The sequence below is a fragment of the Megasphaera sp. NM10 genome (assembly GCF_000417505.1).
GTDB classification, from domain to species: domain Bacteria; phylum Bacillota; class Negativicutes; order Veillonellales; family Megasphaeraceae; genus Megasphaera; species Megasphaera intestinihominis.
This window is the reverse complement of record NZ_APHY01000030.1, coordinates 1-17,004: the sequence shown is the minus strand read 5'-3', so window position 1 is coordinate 17,004 and position 17,004 is coordinate 1. Positions and strand designations below refer to the sequence as shown.

The window sequence follows — 17,004 nt, the reverse complement described above, 5'->3', positions numbered from 1 at the left end:
GATGATGAAAAAGGCATTTGTTTTTCCCGGCCAGGGTGCTCAGAAAGTTGGGATGGTCAAGGATTTATACGACGCATATCCCGTTGTCAAACAGCTTTTTGAAGAAGCCGACGACGCTTTGGGTTTCTCCCTGACCAAGCTCTGCTTTGAAGGTCCCGATGAAGAACTCATGAAGACCTATAATACACAGCCGGCTATCCTGACGGCCAGCACGGCCTGCTGCCGCGTCCTCGCCCAGGAAGGACTGACACCGGACATCGCTGCCGGCCACAGTCTCGGCGAATATTCGGCCCTCGTCGCTGCCGGCGCCCTGACCTTTGCTGACGCCGTCCGCACGGTCCGCCTCCGCGGCCAGTTCATGCAGGAAGCTGTACCCCTCGGTGAAGGCGGCATGGCCGCTATCCTCGGCCTGGCTGAAGATAAGATCAAAGACATCTGTGCTCAGATTTCGGCTCAGGGCGGCACGGTCCAGGCCGTCAACTTCAACTGCCCCGGCCAGATCGTCATCGCCGGCAGTACCAAAGCCGTCGAAGAAGCTGCCGCTGCCATGAAGGAAGCCGGTGCCAAACGGGCTATCCTCCTTCACGTCAGTGCTCCTTTCCACAGCACGCTCATGGAACCGGCTGCCAAACGGTTGGCCGAAGTGCTCGATGACATCACCATTTCCGATGCCAAGATCCCCGTCGTAGCCAATGTCAACGGCCAGATCGAAACATCGGCTGCCGATATCAAGGCCAACCTGGTCAAACAGGCTGCCAGCCCGGTCCTCTGGATCGACTGTACCAAGACCATGCAGGCTTTCGGTGCCAAAACCTTCGTCGAAGTCGGCCCGGGCAAGACCCTTTGCGGTTTTAACCGTAAAATCGACCGCAAAATCCACAGCGAAAATGTAGAAGATATTCCTTCCTTACAGAAAACGCTTGAATTTTTCCAGGAGGTTCGATAAAATGCACTTAACAGGGAAAACTGCTATCGTCACCGGCGGCTCCCGCGGCATCGGCCGCGCCGTAGCCATCGCCCTGGCTGAAGCCGGTGCCAGCGTCGCCATCATTTATGCTGGCAATACGAAAGCTGCTGAAGAAACGAAGCAGGCCATCGAAGAAAAAGGCGCTCAGGCTATGGTCATCCAGTGCGATGTCTCTGATGAAAAAGCTGTAGCCGACATGGTGAAGGCCGTCAAGAAAGAACTGGGCCGCGTCGATATCTTAGTCAATAATGCGGGCATCACCCGCGACGGACTGCTCATGATCATGAAAGAAGAAGACTGGCAGGCCGTCCTCAATACCAACCTCAATGGGGCGTTCCACTGCACCAAGGCCGTATCGCGGCTGATGATGAAACAGCGCAGTGGTTCGATCATCAACATTACGTCTGTCGTTGGCGAAACGGGCAATGCCGGCCAGGCCAATTACGCCGCTGCCAAAGCCGGCCTCATTGGCTTCACCAAGTCCGTAGCCAAAGAACTGGCTTCGCGCAATATCCGCTGCAATGCCGTAGCACCGGGATGCATCGCCACGGATATGACGGCTGTCCTCGGTGAAGACGCCGTCGATGCCATGGTCAAGACCATTCCCATGGGCCGCGTCGCCCAGCCGGAAGAAGTGGCCAAGGCCGTCTTGTTCCTGGCATCGGACGATGCCAGCTATATTACCGGCCAGACCCTCAACGTAGACGGCGGCATGGTAATGTAATACAAAAAGCATACTCCACTGAAAGGGGGTGAATGGACATGAGCGAACAGGATACTTTTGAAAAAGTTAAGAGCATTGTTGTTGAACAGTTAGGCGTTGACGAAAAAGAAGTCAAAATGGACGCTGCTTACATCGATGATTTAGGCGCTGATTCCTTGGACATTGTTGAACTTATCATGGCTTTCGAAGAAGAATTCAATATCGAAATCCCTGATGATGTGGCTGAAAAAATCAAAACTGTCAAGGATACAGTTGATTACATTGAAAAGGAAAAGAAAGCGTAAGTACGCAATAAGAGCCCGAAGGGGGAGGCATGTTGCATGTCTTCCCCTCCCGGTATCTTGAATGGAGGAAAACAGAGTGAAGCTGCCAGAATTAAGAATAGGTAAGCTCGTAGCAAAGGTGCCAATCATTCAGGGCGGCATGGCCATCCGTTTGTCCACAGCCCGGCTGGCTGCAGCCGTGGCCAATGAAGGCGGTATCGGCCTTATTGCGGCATCTGGCATGCCTTTTGACGAATTGCGATATGAAATTAAGTTAGCCAGAAAATTGTCTCCTCATGGAATCATAGGTATAAACGTAATGGTTGCAGCCCGTGAATTCAAGGGCATCGTGACTACTGCTATTGAAGAAGGAATCGATCTGGTTGTGGCAGGCGCAGGCTTTTCCCGGGACATGTTCGCCTGGGGCAAAGCATCGGGCACGCCTATTGTCCCTATTGTGTCTTCTGCCAAACTAGCTAAAATATCCCAATCCCTGGGTGCTTCGGCCGTCGTCGTCGAAGGAGCTGAAGCAGGCGGGCATTTGGGGACCAACCGTTCGAGCCGCCTCATCGTGCCGGAAGTCCGCGCTGCCGTTGACATCCCTGTTATCGGTGCCGGCGGGGTACTGCATGGTGAAGACATTGCGGAAATGCTCCGCCTCGGCGCCAATGGCGTCCAGATGGGCAGCCGCTTTGCTGCCAGCGTTGAATCGAATGGTTCTGAAGAATTGAAGAAAGTCTATCTCCGGGCCAATAAACCGGAAGACTTCATCCTCATACACAGTCCTGTCGGCCTTCCCGGCCAGGCTATCCGCACGCCTTTCTCCGAACGGATCCTCCTGGGGACGGCACCGAAGCCGGAAACATGTGACCAGTGTCTCAAGAAGTGCAGTCATAAATACTGCATCATCCGGGCATTGACGCGGGCTCAGCAGGGTGATGTCGAAACAGGTCTGGTATTTTCCGGCAGGCGCATGATGGAAATCCACGACATTCTGCCGGTCAAGGATATATTTGCCAACATCAAACGGGAAATGGAAGCCATTCCCGACTGATAGTACGTTACTTTTTATAATGAGGTGAAAACTTTGGAAAAACGCGTAGTAATTACAGGGTTAGGTGTCATTTCTCCTGTTGGCATCGGTAAAGATGCTTTCTGGAATGCCCTGCTCAACGGCGAAAACGGCATCGGCCCCATTACCCACTTTGACGCAACCGAATATGCTGCCCGCATTGCCGGCGAAGTCAAAGATTTTAACCCCGCTGACTACGGCATCGACCGTAAAGAAGCCCGCCATATGGACCCGTCCACGCAGTTCTCCGTAGCTGCTGCCAAACTGGCTCTTGACGATTCCAAAATCAATCTGGATGAAGAAGACCGCGACCGCATCGGCACCATCATCGGTACGGGCATTGGCGGTATGGAAACGCTCCACAACTTGTACAAAGGCTTGTTCGCGAAAGGTCCGTCCCGCGTCAACCCCTTCGTCGTACCGAAGATGATTGCCAACATGGCATCGGGCCAGGTATCCATCTTCTTCGGCCTCCAGGGCCATTGTGCCAGCGTCGTCACGGCTTGTGCCACAGGCACGAACTCCATCGGCGCTGCTTACCGCATGATCCAGCGCGGCGAACTCGACGCCGCTGTTGCCGGTGGTACCGAAGCCGCTGTATCTCCCGGTGCCGTAGCTGGCTTTGCTGCTATGAAAGCTTTGAGCACGCGCAACGATGACCCGGCTCATGCATCGCGCCCCTTCGATAAAGACCGCGATGGTTTCGTCATGGGTGAAGGCGCCGGCGTCGTCTTCCTGGAAGAACTGGAACATGCTAAGAAACGCGGCGCTCACATTTACTGTGAAATCGGCGGTTATGGCAGCAATGCCGACGCTTATCACATCACGGCTCCGGCTCCGGAAGGCATCCAGCAGTCCAAATGCATGGCTCTGGCCGTCAAAGATGCCGGCCTCCAGCCGGAAGACGTCGATTACGTCAATGCTCACGGTACGTCGACGCACCTCAACGACCTCAACGAATCGAAGGCCATTGCCCGCGTCTTCGGCGACCATGCCAAAGACATGCTCATCAGCTCGACGAAATCCATGACCGGCCATCTCCTCGGCGCTGCCGGCGCTGTCGAAGCCATTGCCTGCGCCATGACCATCGAAACGGGCAAGGTCCATCCGACGATCAACCTCGTCGAACCGGAAGACGAATTGAAAGAACTGGGCCTCAATTATGTACCCAATAAAGCCGTAGAAGCTGACGTCAACGTCGCCATTTCCAACTCCTTCGGTTTCGGCGGCCATAATGCAACCCTGCTCTTCAAGAAGTACGCTGAATAATAAAGAAGACTGACCTGATGGATACCGAACGAAAACAACAGTTAGAACAATTTATACAGGTCCTGGGCCTCAAGGAATTCCACAATCTCCTCATTTTGGATCAGGCCCTGACCCATTCATCCTATGCCAATGAAAACAAGGCTAGCCACGGCTATTACAACGAACGCCTGGAATTTTTGGGCGATGCCATCCTGGACCTGGTCGTAGGTGAATATCTGTTCCTTCATTATCCCAACATGCCCGAAGGGGAACTGTCCAAGGCCCGGGCCAGTGTCGTCAGCGAAACGCCGCTGGCTTCGGTCTGTGCCAAGTTCCACATGGGGGACTATATCCTCCTGGGCAAGGGGGAACTGGCTACGGGAGGACGCACGCGGCCGAGCATCATGGCCGACGCCTTTGAAGCCGTCGTCGGTGCGATTTATATTGACAGTTCCTATGAAGAAGCCCGTAAATTCATTCTTCACCAGCTCAAGGGCTACCTGGACCTGGTCAAGAGCGGCCATTATGAAAAAGACTATAAGACCCTCTTCCAGGAATACGTCCAGCAAAAGGGCCCGCAGCACATCGAATACGAACTGTGCCGCAGCGAAGGACCGGACCACGACAAGACCTTCTACATGGAAGTCAAAGTCAACGGCAAAGTCCTGGGCGAAGGATCGGGAAAAACAAAAAAAGACGCCGAACAACATGCAGCCCATACAGCGCTCATGGATTTGAAAGGCGAAGGTTTTTGAGCAGTTAGCCGTTAGCCGTTAGTAGTTAGTGTCTGGTTTGGCTAACCCCTAACCCCTAGCCGCTAACACCTTGAAAGGCTTGTCGTCATACGACAAGCCTTTTTTCATTCCACGGGAGGCATCATGCAAACGTCTATCATCCCTATTTTCATTCCCCATATCGGCTGTCCCCACCGCTGTGTCTTCTGTAATCAGTGGCAGATTACGGGACATCAGGGCCTGCCGTCGCCCGATGAGGTGCGTCGTCTCATTGCGTCCTATACGGCGTCGGCCCGGACGCCGCGCCACTGGGAAGTGGCTTTCTACGGCGGCAGTTTCACGGCCATGCCCGGGGAGGTACAGGAAGGCCTTCTGCAGCCGGCTTACGAAGCCTTGGAGGCCGGTACGATTGACGCCATCCGCTGTTCGACCCGGCCGGACTGCATTACGCCGGAGATATTGCAGCGCCTGCAGCAGTACGGCATGACCTGCGTCGAACTGGGCGTCCAGTCCATGGACGATACCGTCCTCGAGCAGGCCCGGCGGGGCCATACGTCAGGGGATGTCGTGGCGGCGACGGCTCTCCTGCGGCAGTACGGCTTCACCGTCGGCCATCAGCTCATGCCCGGCCTGCCCGGTGAAGACTGGCCGAGCCTGGTCCGGACCACGGCGGCTATCTGCCAGCTCCAGCCGGACCTGGCCCGTATCTATCCCGTCGCCGTCCTCGCCGGGACGGACCTGGCTGCCAGCTGGCGGGCCGGCCGCTACCAGCCCTTGACCATCCATGAAGGCGTCGTCCGGGCGGCCTACATGAAGCAGCACTTCCTGGAACAGGGCATAAATTGCATCCGGACGGGCCTGCAAGCCACGGAAGACCTCGACGACGACACGCAGGTCCTGGCCGGGGCCTACACGCCGGCTATGGGCGAATTAGTCGATACTCGCCGCTATGGTCGGCAGCTCCTGTCCTTCCTCCGCAGCCTGCCCGATGAACCGGCAATCACCATCGGCTATAACCGGCGCGATACGTCCCGCGTCCGGGGCTATCGCAACGTTACCGTCAAGACGGCCCGCTGGAGCCTGCCTCAGCACCTGATCTGGCATCAGGATGAGGTACCCCTTGGTCATATCCGTGTCTGCCAGGGCCGGACTGTGTATGACCTCGATGTGAATAGCAAAACCGGGCCTACTATGATATAATAAGATGATACGCATGATTTTCGCATCCAACCTTTGAAGATAAATACAACATTGGAGGAAATAGAATGGCAAGAGTAAAAATCACAGAAACGGTCCTTCGCGACGGCCACCAGTCCATTGCGGCCACGCGTATGCGCCTGCGCCAGATGCTGCCGGTCCTGGAAGCGATGGATGAAGTCGGCTATAATGCCCTGGAATGTTGGGGCGGCGCTACCTTTGATACGTGTATGCGCTTCCTCGACGAAGACCCGTGGGAACGCCTGCGGACCATCAAGAAGCACGTCAAGAAGACGCCCTTGCAGATGTTGTTCCGCGGCCAGAATATCTTAGGATACCGCCATTATGCCGACGACGTCGTCTACGAATTCGTCAACCGCGCCGTCGATAACGGTATCGACATCATCCGCGTCTTCGACGCCCTCAACGACCCGCGCAACCTGGAATCGTCCATCAAGGCGGCGAAAGACACGAAGTCCGTCCACGTCCAGGGCGCCCTGGTCTATACCATCAGCCCTATCCATACGATGGAATCGTTCACCAAGGTCGCCAAGGAACTGCAGGACATGGGCGTCGACTCCATCTGCATCAAGGATATGTCCGGCCTGCTGTCACCGTATGACGCATACAACCTGATCCGCATGCTCAAGAAGCACTTGTCCGTGCCTATTGAACTGCACACGCACTGTACGTGCGGCCTCGGTGAAATGACCTATATGAAGGCCATCGAAGGCGGTGTCGACATCATCGACACGGCCTTGTCGCCATTCGGCGAAATCACCAGCCAGCCGGCGACGGAATCGATGGTCATGGCTCTGCAGCACAGCATCTATGATACGGACATCGACGTCGACCGCCTGTGGTCCATCGTCGACCACTTCAAGCATGTCCGCAAAGAACTGGAAGACGAATTCAAATTGACCATGCCCAGCCAGATCAATCCGGCTGTCCGCAAATATCAGATTCCCGGCGGCATGCTGACCAACCTCTATAACCAGCTAAAAGCCCAGGGCGCCGAAGACCGCTTCGACGAAGTCCTGGCCGAAATGCCCAACGTCCGCCGCGACCTCGGCTATCCGCCGCTGGTTACGCCGACCAGCCAGATCACCGGCTCGGCAGCAGCCCTCAACGTCCTCTATGGCCGCTATAAGATCGTCACCAACGAAGTCCGCGACATCGTCCGCGGGAAATACGGCCGCGTCCCCGGTAAGATCGATGAAAAGTTCCGCAAGATGTGCATCGGCGACGAACCGGTCATCACCCACCGCCCGGCCGACGACTTGGAACCGGAACTGGAAAAATCGAAGAAAGCCCTGGCTGACGAAGGATTCCCCGATGCCAGCCCGGAAGACGTTTTGAGCTATACCCTGTTCCCAGAAGTAGCCCTGCCGTTTTTCCGTAAAAGAGATAACAAATAGACTATTGACAAGTCCTGTCGAATCAGTTAAAATAGAAAAGTCGACGGGACGTGGCGCAGCTTGGTAGCGCGCTTCCTTGGGGTGGAAGAGGTCGCGAGTTCAAATCTCGCCGTTCCGACCAAGACAAAAAAAGGGTTTGTCGTTATGCGACAAATCCTTTTTGTTGTCAGTAGCTAGCAGTTAGTTGTTAGCGGATGGCTTTAAATTTAAGGGCTTTTTCTGCAAACGACAAACTCTGTGCTACAAACTGTAGAGTAAAAGGGACTGCGCATGATGACATAATCTTCGTGCGACAGCCCCTTTTTTGTCATTGTAGGGGCTCGCACGTGGGGAGCCCGTTCCGGAATTTGGATGATTCTTCTGACAGACTAGTTGGGAAAAATCACACATATCCTGAAGCGGGCCGCCCTTTGGGACGGCCACTACGAAATGCTAACCACTAGCCACTAACCACTAACCACTAACCACTTCTCACGGTTGCTTTTTCGGCCATTTCTGATAGAATGATGATAAATAGTATAGTATATATCCGTTTGTCATCCGCTTATTTTCTGTCAGAGGAGGTTTTCATCATGGGTTACATTTTAAAGAAAGACCAGCAGGACCTGGTCAATTTGGCTAAAGATTTTGCTGAAAAGAAAGTCGCTCCTTTTGTTCATGAATTGGATCAGGCTAAGGAACCGGGCCAGAAGTTACTGGACATCTATCAGGAAGCCGTCGACATGGGCTTCTGCGGCCTGGAAATCCCGGAAGAATACGGCGGCCTGGGCCAGGATTATTATACCGTTGCCGCTGTCTATGAAGAACTGGCAAAAGTCGACGCCGGTGTCGCTACGGCTATTGCCGCTTCCGGCCTGGGCCTGAAACCGGTACTCCAGCACGGCACGGATGCCCAGAAGAAGCTCTATGCCGAATACCTGACCGGTGAAAAGGGCAGCGGTTTCTGCGCTTTCTGCCTGACCGAAGCCAATGCCGGCTCCGATGCGGCAGCCGGGACGACAGTCGCTGTCAAACAGGGCGATGAATACGTATTGAACGGCACGAAATGCTTCATCACCAACGGCGGCGTCGCTTCGGTCTACACGGTCTTTGCCATTACCGACAAGACAAAGGGCGTCAAAGGCATTTCGGCTTTCATCGTCGAACGGGACCGCCCAGGCGTTTCTGTCGGCAAGGAAGAAGATAAGATGGGCATCCGCCTGTCCAACACGACGGAAGTCATTTTCCAGGACGTCCATATCCCGGCTGACCACCTCATCGGTCAGGAAGGGAAGGGCTTCATCTATGCCATGCAGACCCTGGACCTGGCCCGGCCTATGGTCGCATCCCTGGCCGTCGGCATTGCCCAGCGGGCTATTGACGAATCGGTCAAATACGCCAAACAACGCGTCACCTTCGGCAAACCGATTATCAAGCACGAAGTCATCGCCTTTAAACTGGCTGACATGGACATGAAGACCGAAGTCGCCCGTGCGGCAATCATCAACTTCCTCAACACCTACTATGCCGTACCGAAACGGAACTATACCCGCGAAGCTGCCATTGCCAAATGCTTTGCCGGTGACATGGCCGTCCAGGTCGCATTGGAAGCTGTTCAGATCCTTGGCGGCTTCGGTTACAGCCGGGAATATCCGGTAGAAAAACTCGTCCGCGATGCCAAGATCATGCAGATTTACGAAGGCACCAACGAAGTTCAGCGCATGGTCATTGCCGGCTTCGTGGCGAATAAATAACACTCATCAATGAAGGGGGAACCAATTCATGAGGGATTTGAACATTATACGTTCTAAAAAAGGTTTTATCAGTGATATGGACGGTGTTATCTACCAAGGCAGCACCTTGATTCCGGGGGTAAAGGATTTTGTGAACTGGCTCCAGAAAGAAAAGAAGCAGTTTCTGTTCCTTACCAATTCTAGTGAACGGACCCCGCTGGAACTTCGCAAAAAGCTTCAGTCTATGGGACTGGATGTCGAGGAAAGTCATTTTTATACGAGCGCCCTGGCGACGGCTCATTTCCTGAAAACCCAGGCTCCAGGCTGTTCGGCTTACATCATCGGAGCCCATGGCCTGATCAATGCTCTGTATGAAGTTGGTATTCCTTTCAATGATGTCAATCCGGAATACGTAGTCGTCGGCGAAACGACAGGCTATAATTATGAAATGATCATCAAGGCAACCGAGCTGATCAACAAAGGGGCCAAGCTTATTGGCACCAATGGCGATATGACCAGTCCTAGTGACCGGGGCGTTATCCCGGCCTGCCGGGCCTTGATTGCACCGATTGAACTGGCTACGGGGAAGAAAGCTTACTTCATCGGCAAGCCGAATCCATTAATGATGCGCACTGGCTTGAAAAAGCTGGGCGTCCATTCCGAAGAAGCCGTCATGATTGGCGACCGGATGGATACGGACATCATCGGTGGGGTAGAATCAGGTATGGAAACAGTCTTGGTCATGAGCGGTGTCTCTAATCGGGAAAATATCCAGCAGTTCTCTTACCAGCCCCATTATATCCTGGACCGGATCGGTGATTTAGTGCCGAAAAAAGCAAAAGCTTAATTGAAAAAAGACCACGCACGAAGGTTTCTCTGCCATCATGCGTGGTCCCTTTTGTCTTATAGTTTGTAGTACCGGGTTTGTAGTTTGTAGAAGATGGTTTTAAATTTTTTACCATTTGCGGCAAACTAAAAACTACAAACTTAATACTCAAAAAGCGGCTGTCTTAATAAGACAGCCGCTTTTTGGCATACCCGCATATCTGCCAGGCAATATTTCCGATGATAATACCCAGGACGGCACCGGTCAGGACGTCGCTGGGGAAATGCATGAACAGGTACATACGGGAAAAGGCGACGACACAGGCCAGGCCGTAGGCCGCTATGCCCGGGCGCCGACAGGACCGGAATAAGACCGTGGCCCCGGCAAAGAAGAAGAACGAATGGCCTGACGGAAAAGAGTAGCTGATCGGGTACTTCAGCGTATCCAGCGTCGGCGCACCGGGGATGACCAGATACGGCCGGATACGCATGACGAAGTGCTTGATGGCCACATCGCCGACGAGGATGGCCAGGATGACGGCGACGATGATGGTAAGCGTGACCCAGCGGCTCCGCCGTTTCCAAAGACCGGCGGCCGCTAGGATGGCCCAGAGCCAAAGCGTATTGATCACCGTCGTGAAGTAAGTGATGAAAGCATCCATGTGCGGCCCGGCCAGGCGGTGCAGCCCAAAGAGGATGTGAATATCCGTCGTCGTAATCCATTCCATAGTAAGACTCCTTTCGTAGAAACAAAAGCCAGTATATCATGAATTTTATGATTAGAAAAATATATATATCATAGATTATCCATATGTAAAAAATATATCTATAAAATCGCTGTAAAACAAAACAGAAAGCATTGAGAAAGCCACATGTCGGGAATATAATAATAGATATGAAGAAAATTCATGATATTGAGGTGATTACATTGGAACAGGAAATATATACATCGACGAACGAACTCTACGACGTCCTCTGCCAGCTCCGGCGCGACGTCCTTTCCCGGGGCGACGCCTTATTCCAGCACTGGCTGCCGCAGATACAGCGGACACGCTTCGTTTATAGCGCCTGGAATATGGCCTTTTACTTAGCTCTGCGCTGCCATGACCTGCGGAAAATCCAGCGCTCCCTCCTGCCCTTGGGCCTGTCCTCCCTGGGACGCGGCGAAGCTCGGGCGATTACCAATCTGGATGCCGTCATGGCCTCCCTCGGCCGGATTTGCCATGAACCGGCAGATAAACTCATCCCTTATCCCCAGACAAAGCGCTTCTTCTACGGTGATACGCTCCTGGCCTATAACACAGGGCGGATTTTTGGTACGGCCAAGACGGGGACGCGTATCATGGTGACCCTGCCGACAGAAGCCGCCGAAGATGGCGGGACCCTGATCCGCAACCTCGTCGCCGCCGGCATGGACTGCGCCCGCATCAACTGCGCCCACGATTCCCGCGAAGTCTGGGATGCCATGATTTCCTACATCCGCCAGGCCGAAGCCGAAACGGGGCATCACTGCAAAGTCTACATGGACCTGGCCGGTCCGAAAGTCCGCATTGCCTCAGTCCTGCTGCGCTATGGCGAAGCCAAGGTCATGCCGGGAGAACAAGTCTTCCTCGTATCCGGCGCCATTTCATCGTATCCTTCAGATTATACGGGAAATATCGTCTTGTCGTGCAGCATCCCGGAAGTCTTTGAAAACCTTCAGAGCGGCCAGCCCGTCCTCATCGACGATGGGAAAATCCGGGCCGTCGTCGAAAGCCTGACCGAAAAGGGGGCCTACCTGAAGATTACCTACACCAAGCCGAAAGGCGGGAAAATTAAGAACCAGAAGAGCCTGAACTTCCCGCAGACGCCGATGAACCTGTCGCCTTTGACGGAAAAGGACAAAGAAGACCTGGACTTCGTCGTCCAACATGCCGATGCCATCGGCTATTCCTTCGTGAAGTCCGCAGCCGACGTAGCCCTCTTGCAGAAAGAATTGAAGAAACGCTGCGGCAAATCGTTCCACCACCTGGCCCTGGTCGCCAAAATCGAAAATAAAGAAGCCGTAGACAACTTGCCGGACATCATCATCCAGGCTGCATCCCGTCAGCCCTTGGGCATCATGATCGCCCGCGGTGACCTGGCCGTCGAAGTCGGATATCGGCGCCTGGCTGAGCTCCAGGAAGAAATCATGTGGGTCTGCGAAGCGGCGCATATCCCCGTCATCTGGGCCACACAAGTCCTGGAAAACCTGGTCAAGACGGGCCTGCCGTCACGGGCGGAAATCACCGACGCCGCCATGGGCGAACGGCTGAATGTGTCATGCTCAATAAAGGCCCGTACATCGTCGAAGCTGTCACCGTCCTGACCAACATCCTCCAGCGCATGGAACAGCACCAATACAAAAAAAACATCCCAGCTGCGGGCCCTTCATATTGCCGAACACGTCTTTGAAGAACTGTGAGGTGTTGTAAATACAACAGTTTTCCGCTATTTTCTATGATATAGTAAAGCCAGAGAGAAAAGGGATGCTCATCCATGTGAAAGGAGCGTGGAAACTATGAAAGCACTGGTATTGTATTCCTCACAGACAGGTAGAGTCAAAAAATTAGCCGAAGCCATCCGTTCGGTCCTGCCGAAAGATACGGACTTCCTGCCCATGGAACAAGCCCCGGAAAACTTTGACGATTACGATATCGTCTTTGCCGGCGTCTGGTTCCTGAACCTGAAATTAGATAACGTCTCCCAAGCCGTCCTGCCGCGGCTCAAAGCCGGAAAAGTCGCCCTCTTTGCCATCATGCACCGCGACCTCTTCTCCGACGACATCTCGAAGAACCTGCGCAGCGCCGTCGAACTCCTGCCCAGCGGCGTATGGGTCGCCGGGACCCACGTCAATTACGTGGCCGAAGCCATGGCTAAGACACCGTTGGGAGAAAACGAATTGATCGACGTAGAATCGGTCAAAGACTTTGCCGAAAACACCTATTACCGTACCCAAACAGATAAGGTTGCCTGATTCGTTTACCAGAATCCCACTCCGGTAACATAGTCAGATGCAAAGGGACCGTCGCATAGCACTTTTGCTGCCATGCGCGGTCCCTTTTCCTTAAAGAATGAATAAAAAAACGACAGTTCCTGTTGCTGGTTACTGTCGTTTTTTTTATTGCTAACCCTAGTGCTAACCTTCTTCGATTTTTCATGTAATAAAAAATAACCACGCGGCTCATAAACCGCGTGGTTATCAGATTCTTTATGGTGGAGATAAGGAGGATCGAACTCCTGACCTCTTGCATGCCATGCAAGCGCTCTCCCAGCTGAGCTATACCCCCATGTGTCTGGTACGGAAAACATTATAGCATGGACTATGGATTATTGTCAAGTTTCAAAGACCTTTTTCTTATTCAAGAAATTCCCATAATATGTTGGCACCGTCCTAGATACTCCATTTTTGCTATACAAAATCGTTCATGCTATAATACTCATAGTTAGAGTAACCCGGATTAACATAAAAATATAGCGTCTCCTTCGTTCCCAAGGAAGAAGGTCCGCCTAGCAGATTGACAATGAATGACAGGAGGTAGACAGATGTCAGGTATTTTCTCCATTTCACGGTTCAGGATGGCAACAGATGGCCCTGGTATATCCACCCTCATTGGTTTTTCCGGCTGTCCCTTAAATTGTCAGTATTGTCCGAATCCTATTTGTCATACTGATCGTAGTCAGTGGCCTGATTATAGTGCTCGTGAACTGATTGATTTTGTCAGACGGGATGAGCTGTATATGCGTATGACAGGTGGGGGCATCGTCTTCGGCGGTGGTGAGCCGCTGGGCCAAGAGTATTTTGTCAAAGAATGTGCTTTGTATAGTCAAAAAACACTGCCAGATATCCCTCTCCGTATCGAGACATCATTGCAGGCATCCATAAAGAACGTACAGGAATTGCTGCCTTATATTTCATTGTGGATCATCGACATCAAAGATTTGAATCCTGATGTTTATTACCGGTATACTCATGGGCAGATGGACCTTATGTGGAACAATCTGATGTATCTTGTACAACATGCTCCCTATGGGCAGGATTCTATATGGGTCCGGGTTCCCCGTATCCCGGGATATAATACAAATCGCGATATCCAGAAAAGCGTCCGCAGGCTCCAACCCTATGTAAAGCATATTGAAGTTTTTTCCTATCGGAAGCCACCAGAAAAGAGGGAGGGGACGACAGAATGAAAGATGCCCATCCATATGAGTTAAAAAACTTTTCCAATATTCAAAATAGTGCTATACAAAACTGGATTCAAAAAGGGTATGCCTATTTTTTAGGCTTAGGGTGTATTCCGGATTTAAAAAGAGCCTGTTTCTATTTTAAGAGAGCCGCTCAAGCAGGAAATCAGCATTGTCATTATCTGGTGAATCAAATAAAACACTATCACTACTATTGGAAACTTGAGTCATGGAATTCATCTTATTACGATTATGATGATGCAGATCCACTTATCCTCGGATTATATCTGGCCCAGGCGGGCTGGATTGAGAAGGGAATCCGGAACTGCCCTGGCAGCATATACTGGTTTAAGAAAGCTTTTAAACGGTCGTATCGGCAAGAGGTACAGCCGTTTGCACGGGAATTTCTGAAACGCTACACTGCCGGCATGGATGCCACTCTTCCTGTCATTCAGTTTATAAAGCAGAAGGCATTAAGTGATGATGTTTACTATTCCTTCGTTTGGGGAGTTTGTCTCGAACGGGGGCTGTCCGTCGAACAAGATGAAAAAGCCGCTTTCCGTTGGTATATGAAGGCCGCTGATGCCGGACAATGTCTGGCATTTGCTGCCCTAAGCCGATGCTATAGCGAAGGGATTGCTGTACCGGTGAATCTCCACATGGCCGCTATCTATAAAAAGAAATACCACGAAGCAAGTACTGAAACATATGCAACAATGGGTATTATAGATGTATTTGACCCAGCGAGTTTCGAAGAAACAATTTACACAAAAAAGAGTATCCAGAAACAGCCAGTACGTTCCGATGGTAAGGATATCTGCCGTACATTACGAGCACTACGGGCTCGATTTGCCGCTGCCAACCACATTTCCTGGAGCGAACCAGACTGCCCTCAGAAAACGCCCTGTTCCGGTACCTGTCCGGCTTGTGAAAAAGCGCTCCGCAAACTAACGAAATTGGCCCAGAAACAACCAGACTGTACGTATCCATTTTTCAAGCTTATTTCCCATGAGCCAGATGTGACCGTTAAGCCAGTGAAACTAAAATCACTTACCCCAAGTGAGCAGTATGTCGACTTACTTACAAACTTTTGTGGCGATATCGATTTTACAATATTGCCTGAACATATCACAAACATCTTAAAGCAGTACTATATCTATGTAGATAGTGATTTATACTACTATCTGTCACTGGAAAATGCACCACTGCTTCCAGGCCTGACGGAAGCCGATTTAGAAACACTGAGAGAGTATGCATCCTCAAGGTCCGTTCGATTATACAAAATACATGTGTCACAACAGGCAATAAAAAAATTTTTACTTCTTTACCCCAAAAAATATGCGGATCAAAAATTTCATCTGATGAAATTGTATAAAGAAGAGGAGTGATATTTTATGAGTAATCGGCATCCTAAGGGAAGGCTGGAAGGAAATTGGCATGTTGAATATGAGCCTAATATGTATACTCCAGGACGTAGAAAAGAAACATGTAAATTTTATGATATGGATAAAAAATGTTGCTGTAATATAGTAGCTCCGGATTTTTCTGTCAGATGCAGGCCTGGCCAATGCGGATATTACGAATATGGGAAACCTATTTCTGAAAAGGACTATAAAATACAGAAACAAATGATGATTCAAAAGGAAATGGCGAATATGTCCGTAGGAAGCCATAGCAGTCATAAGAAGAATAAGAAAGGACAGCAGAAGCACCCGTCAGGCATTAAGAAACATTGGGGAGCTTGTAAGGCCGTGGTTGTTTTAGAAATTCACAATAACGGTGAGAATATTCAAAAAACTTTTTATTTAGAAAAGCCGGGAACAAGAACGCCTACGACATTTGCAAATGTTTGCAGTCAGGCCCATGCGAACGATATCGTATGGTTTAATGGATTGAAATATCAGATTTTACGTTTTAAATAATACTACTATGTATTCGTATATTCAAAATTCCATATTACATCAATTCTTTTGGAAGTTTCCTTGTTTTCTGCTATACTGAACTAATAATCAGCAGTTTACAACTTTTTGAACAAATAAATATCGCGTAACCACACTTTGAAGTATAATGAATCTGCTCAAAAACATCATTCCAAAGGAGTTACGCGATGATTTCATTATACCTCGAAAATTCGATTATTGGTAGCCTGTTTCGTTTCTTTTCTACATATTTTTCTACGGCGACACGGCCAACGCGATTCCTACTGACCTGGTTGGTCATCGCTCAGGTAGCCTTGCAGGCCTTCCCGTCTCTTCGCTTTCTTCATCGGAATTTCTTGTCCCAGGTGACGCATCGCTGCTTAAATAGTTATTACCGGGCGCTTCAGAACGAAACGGTGACGAGCCGTTCTCTCCGCCTGCAAACAGCGGAATTGGCTTGCAGCCTGATTCCGGCGGCCTTACAGAATGAACCGGTCTTTCTCAGTGTCGATGATACGACGGTACCGAAATTCGGCAAGAAGTTCGATGCTGTTTCTCTGTTGCATGACCATGCCTGCCATACAGGCAAGCCTTACGTAAATGGTCATTGCTTCGTCAGTTTGACACTGAGTGTCCCTGTCCTGAACCAGCATGAAGGAAAAGCTCCGCTTATCCGTTATCTGGCGGTTCCCGTAGGGTACCGGATGTGGACGAAAGACTGA

The 17,004-nt window shown here is 51.4% G+C and carries 17 protein-coding genes and 2 tRNA genes; 17 read left to right on the top strand and 2 right to left on the bottom strand.

Going from position 1 to position 17,004, the window contains the following annotated elements:
• Positions 1-4 precede the first annotated feature (4 nt).
• The 11 genes from fabD (at position 5) to NM10_RS06225 (ending at position 10,182) form a co-directional block, all read left to right on the top strand.
• Positions 5-946, top strand: coding sequence for an ACP S-malonyltransferase (gene fabD, locus NM10_RS06275; RefSeq protein WP_192813551.1), 942 nt, complete (start codon positions 5-7; stop codon positions 944-946).
• A gap of 1 nt (position 947) precedes the next feature.
• Complete coding sequence (gene fabG / locus NM10_RS06270; RefSeq protein WP_020310752.1) at positions 948-1,691, top strand: 3-oxoacyl-[acyl-carrier-protein] reductase; 744 nt, start codon at positions 948-950, stop codon at positions 1,689-1,691.
• 38 nt (positions 1,692-1,729) lie between these two features.
• Complete coding sequence (locus NM10_RS06265) at positions 1,730-1,975, top strand: acyl carrier protein (RefSeq protein WP_014015039.1); 246 nt, start codon at positions 1,730-1,732, stop codon at positions 1,973-1,975.
• Positions 1,976-2,051: 76 nt separating this feature from the next.
• Entirely contained in the window at positions 2,052-3,008 is a 957-nt protein-coding gene (locus NM10_RS06260; protein ID WP_020310751.1) for an NAD(P)H-dependent flavin oxidoreductase, read from the top strand.
• 33 nt (positions 3,009-3,041) lie between these two features.
• Positions 3,042-4,295: a beta-ketoacyl-ACP synthase II gene (gene fabF, locus NM10_RS06255; protein ID WP_020310750.1), complete on the top strand. Its 1,254-nt coding sequence runs from the start codon at positions 3,042-3,044 to the stop codon at positions 4,293-4,295.
• A gap of 17 nt (positions 4,296-4,312) precedes the next feature.
• Positions 4,313-5,029 (top strand): ribonuclease III, encoded by a 717-nt coding sequence (gene rnc / locus NM10_RS06250; protein ID WP_020310749.1) that lies wholly within the window; start codon positions 4,313-4,315, stop codon positions 5,027-5,029.
• Positions 5,030-5,152: 123 nt separating this feature from the next.
• The gene (locus NM10_RS06245) at positions 5,153-6,208 is read left to right on the top strand and encodes an elongator complex protein 3 (RefSeq protein ID WP_020310748.1); all 1,056 of its coding nucleotides are present in this window, start codon (positions 5,153-5,155) and stop codon (positions 6,206-6,208) included.
• A gap of 65 nt (positions 6,209-6,273) precedes the next feature.
• The gene (locus NM10_RS06240; protein WP_020310747.1) at positions 6,274-7,623 is read left to right on the top strand and encodes a pyruvate carboxylase subunit B; all 1,350 of its coding nucleotides are present in this window, start codon (positions 6,274-6,276) and stop codon (positions 7,621-7,623) included.
• Positions 7,624-7,667: 44 nt separating this feature from the next.
• Positions 7,668-7,744: transfer RNA gene (locus tag NM10_RS06235), tRNA-Pro, on the top strand.
• A 451-nt stretch (positions 7,745-8,195) separates the two neighbouring features.
• On the top strand, positions 8,196-9,356 hold the full coding sequence (locus tag NM10_RS06230; protein WP_020310746.1) for an acyl-CoA dehydrogenase family protein: 1,161 nt from the start codon (positions 8,196-8,198) through the stop codon (positions 9,354-9,356).
• 28 nt (positions 9,357-9,384) lie between these two features.
• The gene (locus NM10_RS06225; RefSeq protein ID WP_020310745.1) at positions 9,385-10,182 is read left to right on the top strand and encodes an HAD-IIA family hydrolase; all 798 of its coding nucleotides are present in this window, start codon (positions 9,385-9,387) and stop codon (positions 10,180-10,182) included.
• Positions 10,183-10,345: 163 nt separating this feature from the next.
• On the opposite strand, the gene NM10_RS06220 is transcribed toward NM10_RS06225, so the two are convergent.
• The gene (locus NM10_RS06220; RefSeq protein ID WP_020310744.1) at positions 10,346-10,888 is read right to left on the bottom strand and encodes a phosphatase PAP2 family protein; all 543 of its coding nucleotides are present in this window, start codon (positions 10,886-10,888) and stop codon (positions 10,346-10,348) included.
• Positions 10,889-11,055: 167 nt separating this feature from the next.
• Between NM10_RS06220 and NM10_RS06215 the strand changes: the two genes are divergently transcribed.
• Positions 11,056-12,507, top strand: a complete 1,452-nt coding sequence (locus tag NM10_RS06215) for a pyruvate kinase (RefSeq protein WP_239639639.1) — start codon at positions 11,056-11,058, stop codon at positions 12,505-12,507.
• A gap of 192 nt (positions 12,508-12,699) precedes the next feature.
• The gene (locus tag NM10_RS06210; protein ID WP_020310741.1) at positions 12,700-13,155 is read left to right on the top strand and encodes a flavodoxin family protein; all 456 of its coding nucleotides are present in this window, start codon (positions 12,700-12,702) and stop codon (positions 13,153-13,155) included.
• A gap of 237 nt (positions 13,156-13,392) precedes the next feature.
• On the opposite strand, the gene NM10_RS06205 is transcribed toward NM10_RS06210, so the two are convergent.
• Positions 13,393-13,468: transfer RNA gene (locus NM10_RS06205), tRNA-Ala, on the bottom strand.
• Between the two features lie 256 nt (positions 13,469-13,724).
• Between NM10_RS06205 and NM10_RS06200 the strand changes: the two genes are divergently transcribed.
• The 4 genes from NM10_RS06200 (at position 13,725) to NM10_RS06185 (ending at position 17,004) form a co-directional block, all read left to right on the top strand.
• Positions 13,725-14,369, top strand: a complete 645-nt coding sequence (locus tag NM10_RS06200; RefSeq protein ID WP_192813550.1) for a radical SAM protein — start codon at positions 13,725-13,727, stop codon at positions 14,367-14,369.
• Positions 14,366-15,751, top strand: a complete 1,386-nt coding sequence (locus NM10_RS06195) for a tetratricopeptide repeat protein (protein ID WP_020310739.1) — start codon at positions 14,366-14,368, stop codon at positions 15,749-15,751. Before NM10_RS06200 ends, NM10_RS06195 begins: the two co-directional genes overlap by 4 nt.
• A gap of 6 nt (positions 15,752-15,757) precedes the next feature.
• Positions 15,758-16,285 (top strand): hypothetical protein, encoded by a 528-nt coding sequence (locus tag NM10_RS06190; protein WP_020310738.1) that lies wholly within the window; start codon positions 15,758-15,760, stop codon positions 16,283-16,285.
• 185 nt (positions 16,286-16,470) lie between these two features.
• The gene (locus NM10_RS06185) at positions 16,471-17,004 is read left to right on the top strand and encodes a transposase (RefSeq protein WP_239639638.1); all 534 of its coding nucleotides are present in this window, start codon (positions 16,471-16,473) and stop codon (positions 17,002-17,004) included.